The following is a 15880-nucleotide window of genomic DNA, read 5'->3' as shown; positions in this document are numbered from 1 at the left end:
GGCTGGATAAGAGAAGGGGGAACACACCCCTTGCATGGAGTCCGGGTCGATGAAGCTGCTGCGTTATGGCGAATTGGGGCAGGAGCGTGCCGGGCTGCTCGATACGGATGGCCGTATCCGTGCCTTGCCCGAGGCGCTGGGCGACCTGGCGGGTGAACGGCTGACGACGCGAGGGTTGGCCGAGATCGCCGCGCTCGATCCCGCCACGCTGCCGCTGGTCGAGGGTGATCCGCGGCTGGGCTCGTGCATCGCGCGACCGGGCAAGTTCGTCTGTATCGGCCTCAACTACCGCGACCATGCCGCCGAGAGCAATCTGCCCATCCCGGCCGAACCCGTGATCTTCGGCAAATGGTCGAGCGCGATCGTCGGTCCCAATGACGATGTCGAAATTCCGCGTGGGTCCGAAAAGACCGATTGGGAAGTCGAGCTGGGCGTGGTGATCGGCACCCGCGCGCGCTACGTCGAGGAGAGCCAGGCGCTGGCACATGTCGCGGGTTACTGCGTCGTGCATGACGTCAGCGAGCGCGCCTATCAGCTGGAGCGGGGCGGCACCTGGGACAAGGGCAAGGGCTGCGACACCTTCGGCCCGACTGGCCCCTGGCTCGTCACCGCCGACGAGGTGGGCGATCCGCAGGCACTTCGCCTGTGGCTGGAGGTCGACGGCCACCGCTATCAGGACGGCAACACCTCGGACATGATCTTCACCGTCGCGCAGATCGTGTCGTATGTCAGCCAGTTCTGCACGCTGGAGCCCGGCGATATCATCAGCACCGGCACGCCAAAGGGCGTCGGCATGGGCCAGACGCCGCCGACCTATCTGCGCGCCGGTCAGACGGTACGGCTCGGCATCGACGGCCTGGGCGAGCAGAGTCAGCGGTTCGTCGCGGCGGGTTGATCGAGCACATCTCTATTTCATTCCTTCCCTGAGGGATTGCTCTGCGAAAGCTGGCACGTTCCCGAAAACATGGGCCACCCCGGCCTCCGCCGGGGTGGGAAGGACGGAGTGTTTTAGAGGGATGCTGGCGGAGCGGGATGAAGGGGGGCGTCACTGGTTTGTCCTTCCTTGCCAAGCGGGACACCCCTCCGTCAGGCTGTCGACCTGCCACCTCCCCTTGCATCGGAGGAATGGGAGAGGCCGATCGAACCGTGCGATAAACGCATGCGGCCCGGTCTTGATACCTCTTGCCTTCATCGGCTCCATGTCCGTACAATCTCGCTCATAAAAGCAAGATTTCATGGAGAAGGAGCCGTCATGGCGCCAATCGGAGCCGGACCGTATCGCGGAGGCCATGCCTGATGCCGATGCCCGTCCATCTGTCGCCCGTGTCTGCGGACCATTCCCGTTCCGACGCGGCGTCCGGCACCGTCGCGCGCGGTTTCCTGCCCGCCATGGTCATCACGGTCAGCCTGTTCTTCCTGTGGGGCATGGCCAACAACCTGAACGACATCCTGATCGCGCAGTTTCGCAAGGCCTTCACGCTCAGCGACTTCGGGACCAGCTTCGTCCAGCAGGTCTTCTATCTCGGCTATTTCCTGCTTGCGGTGCCCGCCTCGATGGTCATGCGCCGGTTCGGGTACAAGGCGGCGATCGTGCTGGGGCTGGTGCTGTACGGCACCGGCGCGCTGCTCTTCTATCCGGCGGCGGCGGCCAGCATGTACCAGCTGTTCCTGCTCGGCCTGTTCGTGATCGCGGCGGGGCTGGCGTTCTTGGAGACCTCGGCCAATCCGTTGATGGGCGAGCTGGGCGATCCGGCTGGGGCGACGCGGCGGTTGAACTGGGCGCAGGCGGCCAATCCGCTGGGCGCGATCACCGGCATCCTGATCGGGCGCAACTTCATCCTGTCGGGCATCGAACATGACGAGCGCGCGCTCGCCACGATGGATGCCGCCGCCCGCACCGCCTTCTACAAGGCCGAGGTGCAGGCGATCGCGCCGCCCTATGTCGCGATTGCGATCGTCGTGCTGCTGTTCGCGCTGGCCGCGGCCTTGGTGCGCTTCCCCAGCGGTACGCCCTACCGGGCAAGCGATGGCCCGTCCTCCGGCGGTCGCTTCGTCCATGTGTTTCGCCGCAAGCGCCTGCTCGGCGCGGTCGTCGCACAGTTCTTCTATGTCGGCGCGCAGGTGGGGGTGTGGAGCTATACCATCCGTTATGCGCAGGCGAATGCGGGCCTGAACGAACGCAGCGGTGCGGATGCGCTGTTCGTCTCGTTGGTCCTGTTCGCTGCCGGGCGGTTCCTGGGCAGCGCGCTGATGGGCCGCGCCGCGCCGGTCCGGCTGCTGGCGCTGTTCGCCGGGCTGTCGATCGTGCTGACCGCCGTGGCGGCGGTGCTGGGCGGCTGGCCGGGATTGATTGCGCTCGTCGCCGCCAGCTTCTTCATGTCGATCCAGTTCCCGACGATCTTCGCGCTCGGCATAGAGGGGCTGGGGCCGCTGCGCCGTGCCGGGGCCTCGCTGATCGTGATGGCGATCATCGGCGGGGCGGGGCTGACCGCGCTGATGGGCCTGGTGTCCGATCGTGCGGGGATCACCGTCGCGATGCTGGTCCCGACACTCAGTTTCGCGGTCGTCGCCGCTTTCGCCCTGTTCCTGGGGCGCCATCAGGAGAATCATGCATGAACCGTCTGCAGGGTAAGCGGGCGATCGTGACCGGCGCGGGCCAGGGCATCGGCCGTGCCGCCGCCGAGCTGTTCGCAGCCGAAGGGGCCGTGGTGATCGCTATCGATCGCAATGCCGATGCGCTGGCGACGCTGGCGGGGTGCGAGACGCAGGTGCTCGACCTGCTCGATCCGGCGGCGATCGCGGCGTTCGGCGAGCGGACCGGCGCAGTGGACGTGCTGTTCAACTGTGCGGGCTATGTCGATGCGGGCGACCTGCTGGCGACCCAGGATGCGGGCTATCGCCTGTCGTTCGACCTGAACGTCCATGCGATCACCCATATGCTTCAGGCGTTCCTGCCCGCGATGATCGCACGAGGCGGCGGATCGGTCGTCAACATGGCGTCGGTCGCGGGCGCAATGATCGGCGTGCCCAACCGTTATGCCTACTGCGCGTCCAAGGGGGCCGTTGCCGGGATCACCCGCTCGGTCGCGCTGGATTTCGTCGGCAAGGGCATACGCTGCAACGCGATCTGCCCCGGCACCGTCCAGTCGCCCAGCCTGGACGAGCGACTGGCCGCGACCGGCGATGCGGATGCCGCCCGTGCCGCCTTCATCGCGCGCCAGCCCATGGGCCGGTTGGGCCGGGCGGAGGAGATCGCGGCGCTCGCACTGTACCTCGCCTCGGACGAGAGCGCCTATACGACCGGGCAGATGCACGCCATCGACGGCGGATGGACGATGGCGTGAACGGCGCGCGGCCGCCCTTCGTTGATGCCCATTTCCACCTGTGGGACCATGGCGTACTGCGCTACCCCTGGCTGGACGCGGCGGAGAATGCGCCTATCGCGCCGTCCTATCGCATCGCCGATTACCGGGCGGAGCTGCATGCGTGGAACCTGGTCGGCGCGGTCCATGTCGATGCGGGTGCCGATCCTGCCCAGGGGGCGGACGAGACGGTCTGGCTGAACCGGGTCGCCCATGACAACGGGCTGCCCAGCGGCATCGTCGCGCGGGTGGCACTGGATCATCCCGCGATCGAGCCGCTGCTAGCGTGGCAGGCGGGGCATCCGCGTGTGAAGGGCATCCGCCACCTGATCAACTGGCATCCGACCGACGCAGCCCGCCGGGCCTGTCCCCATGACCCGACACGCGATCCGCGTTGGCGGGCGGGGTATGCGATGCTGGGCCGCCATGGCCTGAGCTTCGACTTTCACGGTTTTCCGCCGCAACTGGCGGGGCTGGCCGAAGTGGCGGGGCAGCATCCCGAGGTTCCGGTGATCCTGAACCATCTGGCCCTTCCCATTCTGGAGGACGGTCTGGAGGAATGGCGCGCCGGGATCATCGCCTTTGCCGCCATGCCGCACGCCGCGATCAAGCTGTCGGGCGCCGGTTTCATCGGCCCGCGTTTCGACCCCGCCGCCTTCGCCGACATCGTGGCCGAGGTGATCGACCGGTTCGGCACCGACCGCGTGATGGTCGCGACCAACTTCCCGACCGACCGGCTGGCCGCCGATCTCGACCGGACGCTGGGGGCCTATGAGCGTCTGCTGACCGGCTTTTCCGATGATGAACGGCGCGACCTGTGGGGGCGCAACGCCAATCGTATCTATCGACTGGGCCTGAAACTGTGACCGATGTTCCACGACGCCGGGTCGGTATGAGCGACTGGACGCTGCCCGAACTGGGTTTCGGGGCGGCGGCGATGGGCAATCTCTATGCCGCGATCGACGACACCCGCGCCGCCGCGACGCTGGACGCCGCGTTGGTCGCGGGTTTCCGCTATTTCGACACCGCGCCGCATTATGGCCGGGGGCTGAGCGAGCGGCGGTTGGGCGATGCGCTGCGCGGGCGCGGGGACGTGATCGTCTCGACCAAGGTCGGGCGGCTGATGGACCCGGACGCGCGCATCACCGACGACCGCGAACGCGACGGCTTCCACACCGCCATGCCGTTCCGTGCGCGCTACGACTATACCCATGACGCTATCCTGCGCAGCCACGAGCATAGCCTGCAACGGCTGGGGCTGGCGCGGGTCGACCTGCTGTTCGTCCACGATATCGGCCGGGCCACGCATGGCGAGGCCGACGCGACGTACCGCGAGCAGTTGATCCAGGGCGGCGGGCTGAAGGCGCTGGAGCGGTTGCGCGACGAGGGGGCCATTCGGGGTTTCGGCCTGGGCGTGAACGAGGTCGCGGTCTGCTTGGACCTGATGGCGGTCGCGCGGTTCGATGTCGTCCTGCTGGCCGGGCGCTATACGCTGCTGGAGCAGGAGGCGCTCGATGCGTTCTTCCCGGCTTGTGCGGCGGCGGATACGGCGGTCATCGTCGGGGGCCCGTATAACAGCGGCATACTGGCCACCGGCAGCGCCGCTGCCGGACATTATAACTACGCCCCCGCGCCCGAGGCGGTGCGTGGCAAGGTCCGCGCGCTGGAGGCGGTGACGGCGCGGCACGGCGTATCGCTGCCTGCCGCCGCGCTCGCCTTCGTTCTGGCCCATCCCCAGGTGGCCAGCGTCATTCCCGGTATCGCCGATCCGCAACAGGTATCTGACACGATGCGACTTTATGCCGAGCCTATCCCGCCCGCTTTCTGGGCGGACCTGCGCGCCGCAGGGCTTGTCCGCCCCGACGCGCCTTTGCCCGGAGAGGACGTATGAGCGTCGCCGCGATCCGGCTGACGCCGACCGACAATGTCGCCGTCTGTTGCCGCACGGTCGAGCCGGGCGAGGAGATCATGGTCGACGGCCACACCCTGACCATCACCGAGCAGGTGGCGCTGGGCCACAAGCTGGCGGTGGTGCCGCTGGCGAGCGGGGACAAGGTCGTCAAATACGGCATGCCCATCGGTTCGATGACGCGATCCGCACCCGCCGGAGGCTGGGTCCATATGCACAATATGCAAAGCGACTATATCCCCGCGCATCTGCGCGACGCGCATGGAGACCATGCATGACCGGGGGCATGAACACGGGCACGACCGGGCGGACGTGGCAGGCCTGGGCCCGGCCGGACGGGCGCAAGGGCATTCGCGATGCGATCGTCGTCGTCTATCTGGTCGAATGCGCGCATCATGTCGCGCGGCGCATCGTCGACAGGATGGACGACCCGCGCGTGCAGTTGATCGGCTTTCCCGGCTGCTACCCCAATGACTATGCGCTGGCGATGATGAAGGCGCTGACCACGCATCCCAATGTCGGCGGCGTGGTCCTGCTGTCCCTGGGGTGCGAGAGCTTCAACCGCGAGGCGCTGGCCGCCCATGCGCGCGAGCAGGGCCGCCCGGTCGAGACGATCGTCATTCAGCAGTCGGGCGGCACGCGCGGCGCGATGGAGGCGGGGATCGCAGCGGTCGGGCGCGTCCGCGCAGCGGCGGATGCGCAGGCCGTTCGCGTGCCGATGACCATGTCGGAACTGGTGATCGGCACGATCTGCGGTGGGTCGGACGGGACCAGCGGCATCACCGGCAACCCGGCGGTCGGCCGCGCCTTCGACGCGCTGTATGATGCGGGCGCGATCTGCATCTTCGAGGAAACGGGCGAGATGATCGGGTGCGAGGGGCATATGGCGGAGCGCGCCGCGACGCCGGAAGTGGCGCAGGACCTGATCGCCTCGGTCGCGCAGGCCGAGCGTTATTACCGCGCGATGGGCTATGGCAGCTTCGCGCCCGGCAATGCGGAAGGCGGCCTGTCGAGCCAGGAGGAAAAGTCGGCGGGGGCCTATGCCAAGTCGGGCAGCCGCCCGATCACCGGCGTGATCCTGCCCGCCGAACAGGCGCCGGGTCCGGGATTGTACCTGCTTGACGTGGTGCCCGCGGGCGACCCCAAGTTCGGCTTTCCCAACATCGTCGACAATGCCGAGATCGGCGAGCTGATCGCGTGCGGCGCGCATATCAACCTGTTCGTCACCGGTCGCGGCTCGGTCGTCGGCTCCGCCATCTCGCCGGTGATCAAGGTCGCCGCCAACCCGGAAATGTATGCCCGGATGGAAGGCGATATGGACGTGAATGCGGGGCGTATCCTGTACGGCGATGCGACGCTGGACGAGGTCGGGGCCGAAATCGTCGACCTGATCGTCGCGGTGTCGGCGGGCGCGGAAACCAAGTCCGAGGCGCTGGGGCACCAAGAGTTCATCCTGACCTACAAGGCGGCGGGCGCGAAGGGGCCTGCTTGCCTGCCGCGGGTGGCGTGACGGCGGGGCGTAGGGTTGGACTTCGCCCAGCGTGAAGGGCGGCGGGCAGTGTTGCCGGGCCTGACACGGCCTATGTCACTCCATCCCGACCTTCGTTCAGCCTGAGCCCGGAGTTAGATCCAGCCAAGCTGAAGGACCACCCCGGCGGAGGCCGGGGTCAAGTTGGGGGGGCGGTTGTAATGATCCAGTGCGCTTCATCGCTGAAGCCTTCGCAACTGGACCCCGGCCTTCGCCGGGGAGGTCGGGCAAGAGTTCAGGGCAGGTGGATCACATTTTAGCCGAAGGCCACGCCCGGCGCTTGCTCCGTCAGGCCGCACCTGCCGCCAACGCCCGCAATTCCGGCATGGCCACCGTCACACCCGAACCATCCACCCAGCGCACGAAGCCGCCGATCCGCTTGTCGATCTTGGCCGCGTGGCCGCCAAAGATGTCCGCCAGCCGGTGGTCGAGGAACGGGTTGGCGAAGCGCTCCAGGGTGGTGGTGATATAGTCCTGCGCCGCTTCGGCCATTCCCCGCGCGGCAAAGCCTGGTAGCACTTCCTGCGCCATCACCCGGTCCAGTGCGGTGCGTGTCGCGGGATCGGCCAGCGCCGCGCGGACGGTCCGGTCCTTGGGCTCGCCCTCGGCGGCCCAGCGGGCGGCCAGCCAGCTATGCCCGAGATTGAGGATGTGGAGCTTCAACCGCTCGAAGCGTTCCAGATCATCGGTCAGCACGATGTCCAGATGGGTGAAGGGCAGGGTCAGGCCCGGCTGCCGCTCGATCGCCCAGAGCGCATAGGGCTCGGCGACGGCGCCTGCGGGGGCGAGCGGCTCGCTGACGATCCGGTCGACCAGCGTATTGGCCCAGACGCATTGACGCTCCAGCCATGCGACGAACCCGGCGTCGCGGTGCTGATCGCGTGCCAGTCCGACGATCGCGGTGCGCAGGGTGTCGCCGTTGCGGGCGACCAGCTCGCACGGCAGCAGGGTGACGCCCGGACGATCCGCATGCCAACGTCGATGGAGCAGTTCGGTCAGCATCCCGCAAAAGCTGGCAGGCACCATGCCGTCACCGGGCGCGGGGCGATCCGGCTTGGCAATGGCGTAACCCATATCGCCGGTATTGGAGACGATGTGCGTCACGGCGGTCGTCGCCAGCGTCACCAGCCGGTCCCAGTCGACAGCGGCGCTCAGCCCTTCACGGACGCTGCGCACCTGCACCGTGCGTTCGTCGCGCTGGCCATTGCGCAGGCCGCGCAGGATGACCGGGAACCCCGCCGGGTCGGCAAAGCCCGCCAGGCGGCGGGCGCGCTCCGGATTGTCGGTCGTCTGGACGATCACGATCGGTGGTACATCCTGCCCGGCGGCACGCGCTTCGTGGGCGAACAGGTCGATATGCGCTTGGAGGAAACGGCTGGTGCCGAATTGCAGGATGACCGGCGCGGTCGCAGTCACTTTGGGTCCAGCGTGAAGATACGGTCCATCGCGACCCATTTCTCGCCCGGAGCGCCGTGCGGCAGCGGTTTCTGGAAACGGTCCATCGCCGCTTCCCATTTCGCATCCGTCGCGGCCAGGTCGGCCGGGATGGCGCGGGGCCAGTCGTCGGCGACTTCGGCCATCATGAACAGCCGGTCGCCGGTCCGCCATATCTCCATCGCGGTAAAGCCTTTCGCGCGGATGGCCTCCGTCACCTCGGGCCAGGCGGCACCGGGGGCGTGGGCGCGTTCATACTCGGCGATCAGCGCGGCATCGGCGACCAGATCCAGAGCGAAACAGACGCGGCGGGCCATGACGGGCCTCCTCTCTCATAACGGTTCGGCGGGTCTTCGGCCCGCTCGTTCGCTGGTCGTTTTAACGTTCCCTCCCAAGAGCATCAATGGCATATGTGAGAGTAAGATCGCATATAAGAATCTGGAGAGGGCGAGTATGAAGGCGCTGGTCTGTGTGCAGCCGGGGCAGATCCGGGTCGAGGAGCGGCCCCGGCCGGTGCGGGGCGCGGGCGGGGTGCTGCTGCGGATGCGCCGCGCCGGAATCTGCGGCACCGACTATCATATCTATGGCGGCAGGCATCCGTTCCTCGAATATCCCCGGCTGATCGGTCACGAACTGGCGGGCGAGGTCGTCGAGGCACCCGAGGACTCTGGGCTGGCGGTGGGGCAGGTGGTGACGGTGAACCCCTATATCGCCTGCGGAACGTGCCGGGCCTGTCGCCGGGGCAAGCCGAATTGCTGTGCGCGGATCAGCGTGCTGGGCGTCCATGCCGATGGCGGCATGTGCGAATGGCTGTCCGTCCCCGTCGGCGCGGTGGTCGATGCGGCCGGCCTGTCGCTGGACCAGGCCGCGATGGTCGAGTTTCTGGCGATCGGCGCCCATGCCGTTCGGCGCTCCGGCCTGTCGGCGGGGGACGAGGCGGTGATCGTCGGAGCCGGGCCGATCGGCATCGCGGTCGCCCTGTTCGCGCGGATCGCGGGCGCCGGGCGCATCGTCCTGGTCGACACGCGCGGCCCGCGCCTGGCCTATGCGCGCGATCATCTGGGGCTGGGCGAGGGCGTGGTGGCCGACGATGCGCTGGGCGAGACGCTGGCGGCGATGACCGGGGGCGAGATGTTCGATCACGTCTTCGACGCCACCGGCAACATCCATGCGATGCGCGCCGGGCTGAACTGGGTGGCGCATGGCGGCACCTATACGCTGGTCGGCGTATGCAAGGACGAGCTGGTCTTCGCCGATCCCGAATTCCACAAGCGCGAAACCACGCTGATCGCCAGCCGTAACGCGCTGTCGGTCGATTTCGACCATGTCATCGCCAGCATCCGATCGGGCGCGATCCCGACCGACGCGATCGCGACGCACCGCCTGTCGCTGGACGACGCGCCCCGGCGCCTGCCCGAATTGATCGCGCAGGCGGATTCGGTGCTGAAGGCGATCGTCACCATCGCCTGAGCGATCCTCATGGTTTGGGGCGTGGCGCAGCTTGCCCGATGTCCGGCGGCGTCCTAATTCGAGGGACGTGAACAGAGGGGCGATATGACGGCAGAGGGCGGCAAGACGGGCGAGGGGCGGGTCCGCAAGGGAAGTTACGCCGCGCCCGCGCTCGACAAGGCGTTCCTGATCATCGAACTGCTGGCCGGCCATCCCGAAGGTATGCTGGTCAGCGAGATGGCGACCGCGCTCGGCCGCTCGCTGGGCGAGTTGTTCCGCATCGTCGTGGTGATGGAGGAAGCGCGCTATCTGGAAAAGTCGCCGATCGACGACCGCTATCGCGTCACCTACAAGTTCCTGGATATCGCCTATCGCGCGACGCCCGCGCGCCAGCTGACCGCCGCCGCGCTCCCCGAGATGCAGTCGCTGGCGCTGACCGTCGGCCAGTCCTGCCATCTGGTGGTGATAGAGGGGGGCGCGGGCCTGGTCATCGCGCGTGAGGAAAATCCCGGTACGCGCGGCTTCGCGCTGCGCATGGGGGCCTCGATCGACATCGTGACCAGCTGTTCGGGCAAGGTGCTGCTGGCGTTCGCGGCGCCCGCGCAACTGGGGCGGATCGTCGACCGGGTCGAACTGGCGCAGGGGCGGCCGATCGGTCGGGCCCGCCTGGCCGAGGATCTGGAGCGGGTGCGGGCGCAAGGCTATGAACTGCGCGAAAGTCCGGTCACGCGCGGGGTGACCGATGTCAGCTATCCCGTATTCGGCTTTGGCGGCGAATGCCTGGCGGCACTGACCATCCCGTTCCTGGAGACGATCGACGGCTCGCAATCGGTGACGATCGCCGAGGCGCGGTTGATCCTGGCCGAGGCCACCGCCCGCATCTCGCAGGCGCTGGGCTATCGCCCGGACGACGCCCGGGCGTTTTCGTAAGCCGCACCGCTCCGCTCAGGCGAGGCGTCCCTGTGTCGACCGGCCACCGCCTCGATCGTCACCGATGGTCAGGTACAGGTGGCGCAGCATCGCGGTCATCGCGTCGGTGCCCCGATGCGTCAGGGTGACGGCCAGCCGCCGATGGTCCGCCGGATCGGTCGCGCGCCGCAACAGCCCGGCGCTCTCCAACCGATCGATCCGCCTGAGCGCGCTGGTCGAGCTTTCGCCCGAGACCAGGATCAGCTCCTTCACGCACAGCGCCCGATCCAGCTGTTCGCAGATGAACAACTCCAGCATCATGTCCCAGGCGGAATCGCGAAAAATGTCGCGTGGAAAGAACTGGGCGGTGTTGGCGCGCATCGTCTTGGTCTGGCGCGCCAGGTCGAGCAGGCTGGGTTCGCGATCAGTCCCGCGTGGCACCGGGCTACTTCGGATCGCGGGTGGGTGATAGGCGGTGAGGTCCTTCGGCATCGATCTTATCCTTCGGCGTGGGGCAGGAGGGGATGGTCCAGGACCGGGGGGAGCAGGAAAGGGGGCATCATCGCTCTCGCATCGCTTCGCGCGCGCGGTTGAGCGGCTTGAGCAGATATTGCAGCACGGTCTTGCTGCCGGTGTGGATGTCGGCGGTGGCGATCATGCCCGGCACGATCGGAAAGCGCTTGCCCACCTTGTTGACCAGCGAGTCCGCCGTCGTGCGCACGAAGACGCGATAATAATAGACGTCCGGATTCACCTCGTCGCGGATCGTGTCAGGCGAGATGCTGCTGACCTTGCCCTCCAGTCCGCCGAAGATCGCATAGTCATAGGCGGTGATCTTGACGCTGGCGCGCTGGCCGGGGCTGATGAAGGCGATGTCGCGCGGCGATATCCGGGCTTCGACCAGCAGGCGTTCGTCGAGCGGCACGATCTCCATGATCTTGCCGTTGGGGGGAACGACGCCGCCGATGGTCGACACCTCGATATTCTTGACCACGCCGCGCACCGGCGAGCGCAGGGTCAGGCGGCTCAGCGTGTCCGATCGCCCGCGCACCACGGGGGCAAGCGCCTCGACCTCCTCGCTGACCTTGGCCAGATCCTGCCGCGCCTCGACGATATATTGCGAGCGCAGGTCGGATTTCTTCAGGTCCAGGTCGGCGCGTTGGCGCTTCAGGCGCAGCACCTCGACATTGCTGGCCGCACCGACCTGGATCAGCGATTCGCCGATGCCGACCTCGCGGCCGATCAGCGCGAGCGACTCGTCGATCAGCCCGATCGAACTGCCCAGGCTCTGGCGGCGTGCGGCATAGAGCCGCTGCTGCTCGGCCCTTAGCGCGGGGAACGCGTTCAACTCGGGCGAGAAGGTCAGGGGCGTGCCGTTCACCTCCGCCTGCAACCGTCCCTGCGCGGCGAGCGCGGCGCGATATTTGGCGGCGCTTTCCTCGACGGTCGATCCGGCCTGGGTCGGGTCTAGCTGGGCGAGGATCTGGCCCGGCTTCACGATATCGTCCTGGCGGACCAGCATCCTGGTGAGGATGCCGCCCTCCAGCGATTGCAGCACCTGTTCGCGGCTGGTGGGCACGACCCGACCGGTGCCCGTCGCCACCTCGTCCAGCCTGGCGAAAAAAGCCCAGACCAGCAGGGTGACGAACAGGGCGGTGAGCGCCCAGGTCATGCGTTTGGCCGCCAGCAAAGGCGCGGCGCCCTCGTCGGCGAAGGGCAGGTCGGCCGGGTGGGTCAGCGCGGTCATGCCGCCTGGCTCCGGCCCGCGCCCTGCATCGTAGCCAGCGCCGCCGCCTTGGGCTGGTCGAGCAATATCTGGCCCTGGTCGATGACGATGATCCGGTCGACCATCTCGAGAACGCGCATCCGATGCGTCGCGACGACGACGGTGCGCCCCTGGCCCCAGGCGCGGAAGCGGTCGATGAACAGCCGCTCGGACGATTCATCCATCGCGGCGGTAGGCTCGTCGAGCAGCAGGACCTGCGGCTGGCGGATCAGCAGCCGGGCGAGCAGCAGCGCCTGTTGCTGTCCACCCGACAGGCCGAGCCCGCCCTCCAGCACGACATGCTCCAGCCCGTCGCGCAACCGCCGGATGAAGTCGACTGCGCCGACCATCTCCAGCGCGGCGAGGATCGTCTCGTTGCTTGCCGTCACCGCGCCCATGGTCAGGTTCTCGCGCAGCGTACCGTGAAAGAGGCGGCTGTTCTGGGTCAGCAGCGCGACGTCGCGGCGGACATCGGCGGGATCGATCTGGTGCAGCGTCAGGTCGTCGAGCAGGACTTCGCCCGACACCGGCTGCAACATGCCCGACAGGCCCTGGAGCAGCGTCGACTTGCCCGCCCCGTTGCGGCCCAGCAGCGCGATCTTCTCGCCCGCCGCGATCTCCAGCCGGGGGACGGTCAATGCGGGCGGGGCGTTGGGATCGGCATAGGTGAACACCGCGCTGCGTAGGGCAAAGCGACCATCGACCGAGGGCAGGGGGATGCGATGCTCGGTCTCGGGATTGTCGACGGGCAGCGCCATGATCTGGTCCAGGCTGTTCGCCGCGACCTTGGCATGTTGATAGCGGCCAAGCAGGTGCGAGACCTGCCCCATCGGGGCCATCATCCGGCTGGCCAGCATCGAGGTCGCGACCAGCGCGCCGGTCGTGATACTGCCGGCGATCACCATCGGCGCGCCGACGAAGATGACGGTGGCATAGACCGCGTTCTGCACGCTCTGCGCCCAGGTCGACAGGCTGGCGGTCAGGCCGCGCAGGCGCAGCTGCGCCTCGCCCGCCACCGCGTTGCAGTGGTTCCATTGCCGCTGGAAGCGTTCCTCGGCCTGCAGCGTCTTGATGTCCTCGATCCCCTGCACCGCCTCGACCAGCAGGGCGTTGCGCAGCGAGGTTTCGCGCATCGACTCGGTCGCATAGCCCCGCAAGCGACGCTGGGCGAGCAAGCTGGGCAGGAGCAGCGCGACCAGCGCCACCACCGGCACCAGCACCAGCCATCCGCCGATGAAGCCCAGGATGACGAGGAACAGCAGGAAGAAGGGCAGGTCCGCCACCGCCGCCACCGTGGTGGAGGTCAGCATGTCGCGCACCTGATCCAGGTCGCGAAGCTGCGCGATGAAGGTGCCGGTCGAGGTCGGCCGCGCCCGGTTGCGCACGCGCAGCGCATGGCCGAACACCACGTCCGACAGGCGCAGATCGGCGCGCTTGCCCAGGATGTCGGTGATGCCGACGCGCAGGCGGCGCAGGACGAAGTCGAACCCCGTCGCCAGGATCACGCCGATGAACAGGATGTAGAGCGTCGGCATCGACTGGGCGGGGATGACGCGGTCATAGACCTGCATCGAGAACAGCACACCCGCCAGCCCCAGCAGGTTGGTGACGACCGAGGCGGTGGCGACATGGCCATAGCCCTTCATGTCCTGCAACAGCAGGCGGCGGAGCCAATGATCCTCGAACGGGCGGATATAGCTGTCGACGCGAATATCGGCCGCCGATCGCGCCGGGCGGGGCACGACGAACAACCGGGTCTGGTCGACCAGCATGGCCAGCGGCCGCTGCGCACCCTGGCCTTCCTCGCCCGCGACCGAGAACAGCGCCTGGCCATCGGCGTCGATGCCGGTGATCAGCGCCAGCTCGCCATCGTTCAGCCAGGCGATGACTGGCAGCCGCCAGCTGGTCAGGCGGATCGCCCCCGGCGCGACGAAACGCACCGTCAGGCCGCTCGCCCGCGCCAGGGCGCGCACCCGTGCCTCGTCATCGCCGCCGCCCTGCCACAGGGTGGTCAGGCGCGCGCGCTGCTCGGCGAAGGGCATGCGGTAATGCCGTGCGACCTGCCCCATCATGTCGATCCAGGCGAGCGGATCGGGGGCGGTGGGGGCGCTTGCCGTCATAGCGTCACGCCCCCGAGATCGGTGCCGGTCAGGCCGAAATCGTCGCGCGCCCGACCGGAATAATAGAGACATTCGATCGCCAGCCGCCGCAGGTCGTGCGTGGTGTTCACCGCATCGAAGCGCGCCTGCTGCAACTCCTGTTCGGCGTTGAGCAGGTCGACCAGCGTGCGGGTTCCCATGTCGAGATATTGCAGGCGATAGAGCTTGCCCGTCTCGACCATATTGTCCTGCCGCGCCGCCAGCGTGTCGAGCAACTGCGACAGCCCCGCCATCTGGGTCTGGGCGGCGGCCAGTTCCTGTCCGACCTCGTTGCGGGCGGCGCGTTCGGCCGCCTCGGCGGCGCGGACGCCGTAGTCGGCGCTGCGGATCCGGGCGCGCACCGCATTGCCGCCGAACACGTCGCTGCTGACGTTCAGCCCGAAATTATAAAGACTGCGGTTCGAAAAGGGCGAGCCCATATCGGCCGACGCATCCCCCGCCAGCGCGACGGTGGGCAGGCGCGCGGCATGGACGCGGCGGCTTTCGGCGGTCGCCTGGTCGGACTGGGCGCGGGCGCGCATGATCGCGGGAATGTCGCTCCACTCGACGGTCGCGGCGCGGGTGCAACTGGTCATCAGCCAGTCGGGAACGCCCGGATCGACCATGGGCGGCGTGTCGCGGCCCAGCAGATAGGTCAGGCCGGTGGTCCAGCGGCGCTGCTCCGCCTCGATCCGGGTCAGCGTGGCCTCGGCGGCGGCGACGCGCGATTGCGCCTGAAGCGCGTCGGAGCGGGTGGTCGCCCCCTTGGCGAAGCGCTTGTCGACCAGCGCGCTGATCTCGCGAATGCGTTCCAACTGTTCGCTGGCGATGGCGCGCAGCGCGGCGTTGCGCTGCACCTCGATCAGGTCATTGCCGGTATCGCGGACCAGCCCGTCGACCGCGAGCAAAAGGTCGGCGCGGCCGATCCGCGTGCCCGCGCGGGCGGACTCGACGGCCCCGGCGACCTTGCCAAAATCATACAGCATCTGCGATGCCGAAAGCTGCGGCCGGGGCCGCCAGACATTGCCGATCCGATTGTCATAGCCGCTGCCGACGCCCGCGCTGATCCGGGGCAGATATCCAGCGCGGGCGATCGACACATCTTCGCCGCGAGCCGACACCGTCGCGCTGGCCTGCGTGATCGAGGGGTGCCAGGCCAGCACCTCGCGCATGGCGCTCTGCATCGTGACGGGAGCGCCGGGGATCGCCGCCGCCGCCGCCTGGGGCGGGTTCGCCGCCGCCGTCGCCAGCAGGCTCCCTAACGAGGCCGTCATGATCCCCATCCTCCCGTGCCGCCAATGGTAGCGTTCACGCCACTCTCGATACATTGCCGGCCTCTTTTCATCCGATATGGGAGAGCATCTGGCTAAACTACGCCAGGAAAAG

Annotated in this window: 15 protein-coding genes; 9 read left to right on the top strand and 6 right to left on the bottom strand. The window is 68.0% G+C overall.

From position 1 onward, the window contains the following. Positions 1–49: 49 nt before the first annotated feature. From SOM26_RS10070 to SOM26_RS10040, 7 genes are all read left to right on the top strand, one after another. On the top strand, positions 50–895 hold the full coding sequence (locus SOM26_RS10070; RefSeq protein ID WP_320452581.1) for a fumarylacetoacetate hydrolase family protein: 846 nt from the start codon (positions 50–52) through the stop codon (positions 893–895). Positions 896–1302: 407 nt separating this feature from the next. After that, a complete protein-coding gene (gene fucP, locus SOM26_RS10065) occupies positions 1303–2616 on the top strand; it encodes an L-fucose:H+ symporter permease (RefSeq protein WP_414712046.1) in 1314 nt (437 codons plus the stop codon). After that, a complete protein-coding gene (locus tag SOM26_RS10060) occupies positions 2613–3344 on the top strand; it encodes an SDR family oxidoreductase (protein ID WP_320452579.1) in 732 nt (243 codons plus the stop codon). The genes fucP and SOM26_RS10060 overlap by 4 nt, the downstream gene beginning before the upstream one ends. After that, positions 3329–4228: an amidohydrolase family protein gene (locus SOM26_RS10055; RefSeq protein WP_320452578.1), complete on the top strand. Its 900-nt coding sequence runs from the start codon at positions 3329–3331 to the stop codon at positions 4226–4228. Before SOM26_RS10060 ends, SOM26_RS10055 begins: the two co-directional genes overlap by 16 nt. A gap of 26 nt (positions 4229–4254) precedes the next feature. Beyond that, positions 4255–5253, top strand: a complete 999-nt coding sequence (locus SOM26_RS10050) for an aldo/keto reductase (RefSeq protein WP_320452577.1) — start codon at positions 4255–4257, stop codon at positions 5251–5253. Then, positions 5250–5549 (top strand): UxaA family hydrolase, encoded by a 300-nt coding sequence (locus SOM26_RS10045; protein ID WP_320452576.1) that lies wholly within the window; start codon positions 5250–5252, stop codon positions 5547–5549. Before SOM26_RS10050 ends, SOM26_RS10045 begins: the two co-directional genes overlap by 4 nt. Continuing rightward, positions 5546–6781, top strand: coding sequence for a UxaA family hydrolase (locus SOM26_RS10040; protein ID WP_320452575.1), 1236 nt, complete (start codon positions 5546–5548; stop codon positions 6779–6781). The genes SOM26_RS10045 and SOM26_RS10040 overlap by 4 nt, the downstream gene beginning before the upstream one ends. A gap of 306 nt (positions 6782–7087) precedes the next feature. On the opposite strand, the gene SOM26_RS10035 is transcribed toward SOM26_RS10040, so the two are convergent. Beyond that, complete coding sequence (locus tag SOM26_RS10035) at positions 7088–8215, bottom strand: mannitol dehydrogenase family protein (RefSeq protein ID WP_320452574.1); 1128 nt, start codon at positions 8213–8215, stop codon at positions 7088–7090. After that, positions 8212–8550 (bottom strand): L-rhamnose mutarotase, encoded by a 339-nt coding sequence (locus tag SOM26_RS10030; protein ID WP_320452573.1) that lies wholly within the window; start codon positions 8548–8550, stop codon positions 8212–8214. Before SOM26_RS10030 ends, SOM26_RS10035 begins: the two co-directional genes overlap by 4 nt. Before the next feature lie 136 nt (positions 8551–8686). On the opposite strand from SOM26_RS10030, the gene SOM26_RS10025 reads away from it, so the two are divergent. Then, on the top strand, positions 8687–9703 hold the full coding sequence (locus SOM26_RS10025; protein WP_320452572.1) for a zinc-binding alcohol dehydrogenase family protein: 1017 nt from the start codon (positions 8687–8689) through the stop codon (positions 9701–9703). An 84-nt stretch (positions 9704–9787) separates the two neighbouring features. Beyond that, positions 9788–10612: an IclR family transcriptional regulator gene (locus tag SOM26_RS10020; protein ID WP_320452571.1), complete on the top strand. Its 825-nt coding sequence runs from the start codon at positions 9788–9790 to the stop codon at positions 10610–10612. 15 nt (positions 10613–10627) lie between these two features. Here the strand turns inward: SOM26_RS10020 and SOM26_RS10015 are convergent, their stop codons facing one another. The 4 genes from SOM26_RS10015 to SOM26_RS10000 all read right to left on the bottom strand — a co-directional run bounded on the left by SOM26_RS10015 (position 10628) and on the right by SOM26_RS10000 (position 15768). After that, positions 10628–11083 carry a winged helix DNA-binding protein gene (locus SOM26_RS10015; protein ID WP_320452570.1) on the bottom strand — a complete coding sequence of 152 codons (456 nt, stop codon included), beginning with the start codon at positions 11081–11083 and terminating at the stop codon, positions 10628–10630. Between the two features lie 67 nt (positions 11084–11150). Next, the gene (locus SOM26_RS10010) at positions 11151–12338 is read right to left on the bottom strand and encodes a beta-barrel domain-containing protein (RefSeq protein WP_320452569.1); all 1188 of its coding nucleotides are present in this window, start codon (positions 12336–12338) and stop codon (positions 11151–11153) included. Further along, a complete protein-coding gene (locus SOM26_RS10005; RefSeq protein ID WP_320452568.1) occupies positions 12335–14476 on the bottom strand; it encodes a type I secretion system permease/ATPase in 2142 nt (713 codons plus the stop codon). Before SOM26_RS10005 ends, SOM26_RS10010 begins: the two co-directional genes overlap by 4 nt. Continuing rightward, complete coding sequence (locus tag SOM26_RS10000) at positions 14473–15768, bottom strand: TolC family protein (protein ID WP_320452567.1); 1296 nt, start codon at positions 15766–15768, stop codon at positions 14473–14475. Before SOM26_RS10000 ends, SOM26_RS10005 begins: the two co-directional genes overlap by 4 nt. Positions 15769–15880: the final 112 nt, after the last annotated feature.

The organism is Sphingomonas sp. CFBP8993, assembly GCF_034044895.1.
In the GTDB taxonomy this organism is placed as follows: Bacteria; Pseudomonadota; Alphaproteobacteria; order Sphingomonadales; family Sphingomonadaceae; genus Sphingomonas.
The sequence above is the reverse complement of the archived record's forward strand: the minus strand, read 5'-3'. Positions and strand labels throughout refer to the sequence as shown.

Bases quoted from the DNA above. Each gene is read 5' to 3' on its own strand.
- SOM26_RS10070 (WP_320452581.1), top strand. From the start codon at position 50: ATGAAGCTGCTGCGTTATGGCGAATTGGGGCAGGAGCGTGCCGGGCTG.
- fucP (WP_414712046.1), top strand. From the start codon at position 1,303: ATGCCCGTCCATCTGTCGCCCGTGTCTGCGGACCATTCCCGTTCCGAC.
- SOM26_RS10060 (WP_320452579.1), top strand. From the start codon at position 2,613: ATGAACCGTCTGCAGGGTAAGCGGGCGATCGTGACCGGCGCGGGCCAG.
- SOM26_RS10055 (WP_320452578.1), top strand. From the start codon at position 3,329: ATGGACGATGGCGTGAACGGCGCGCGGCCGCCCTTCGTTGATGCCCAT.
- SOM26_RS10050 (WP_320452577.1), top strand. From the start codon at position 4,255: ATGAGCGACTGGACGCTGCCCGAACTGGGTTTCGGGGCGGCGGCGATG.
- SOM26_RS10045 (WP_320452576.1), top strand. From the start codon at position 5,250: ATGAGCGTCGCCGCGATCCGGCTGACGCCGACCGACAATGTCGCCGTC.
- SOM26_RS10040 (WP_320452575.1), top strand. From the start codon at position 5,546: ATGACCGGGGGCATGAACACGGGCACGACCGGGCGGACGTGGCAGGCC.
- SOM26_RS10030 (WP_320452573.1), bottom strand. From the start codon at position 8,550: ATGGCCCGCCGCGTCTGTTTCGCTCTGGATCTGGTCGCCGATGCCGCG.
- SOM26_RS10025 (WP_320452572.1), top strand. From the start codon at position 8,687: ATGAAGGCGCTGGTCTGTGTGCAGCCGGGGCAGATCCGGGTCGAGGAG.
- SOM26_RS10020 (WP_320452571.1), top strand. From the start codon at position 9,788: ATGACGGCAGAGGGCGGCAAGACGGGCGAGGGGCGGGTCCGCAAGGGA.
- SOM26_RS10015 (WP_320452570.1), bottom strand. From the start codon at position 11,083: ATGCCGAAGGACCTCACCGCCTATCACCCACCCGCGATCCGAAGTAGC.
- SOM26_RS10010 (WP_320452569.1), bottom strand. From the start codon at position 12,338: ATGACCGCGCTGACCCACCCGGCCGACCTGCCCTTCGCCGACGAGGGC.
- SOM26_RS10005 (WP_320452568.1), bottom strand. From the start codon at position 14,476: ATGACGGCAAGCGCCCCCACCGCCCCCGATCCGCTCGCCTGGATCGAC.
- SOM26_RS10000 (WP_320452567.1), bottom strand. From the start codon at position 15,768: ATGACGGCCTCGTTAGGGAGCCTGCTGGCGACGGCGGCGGCGAACCCG.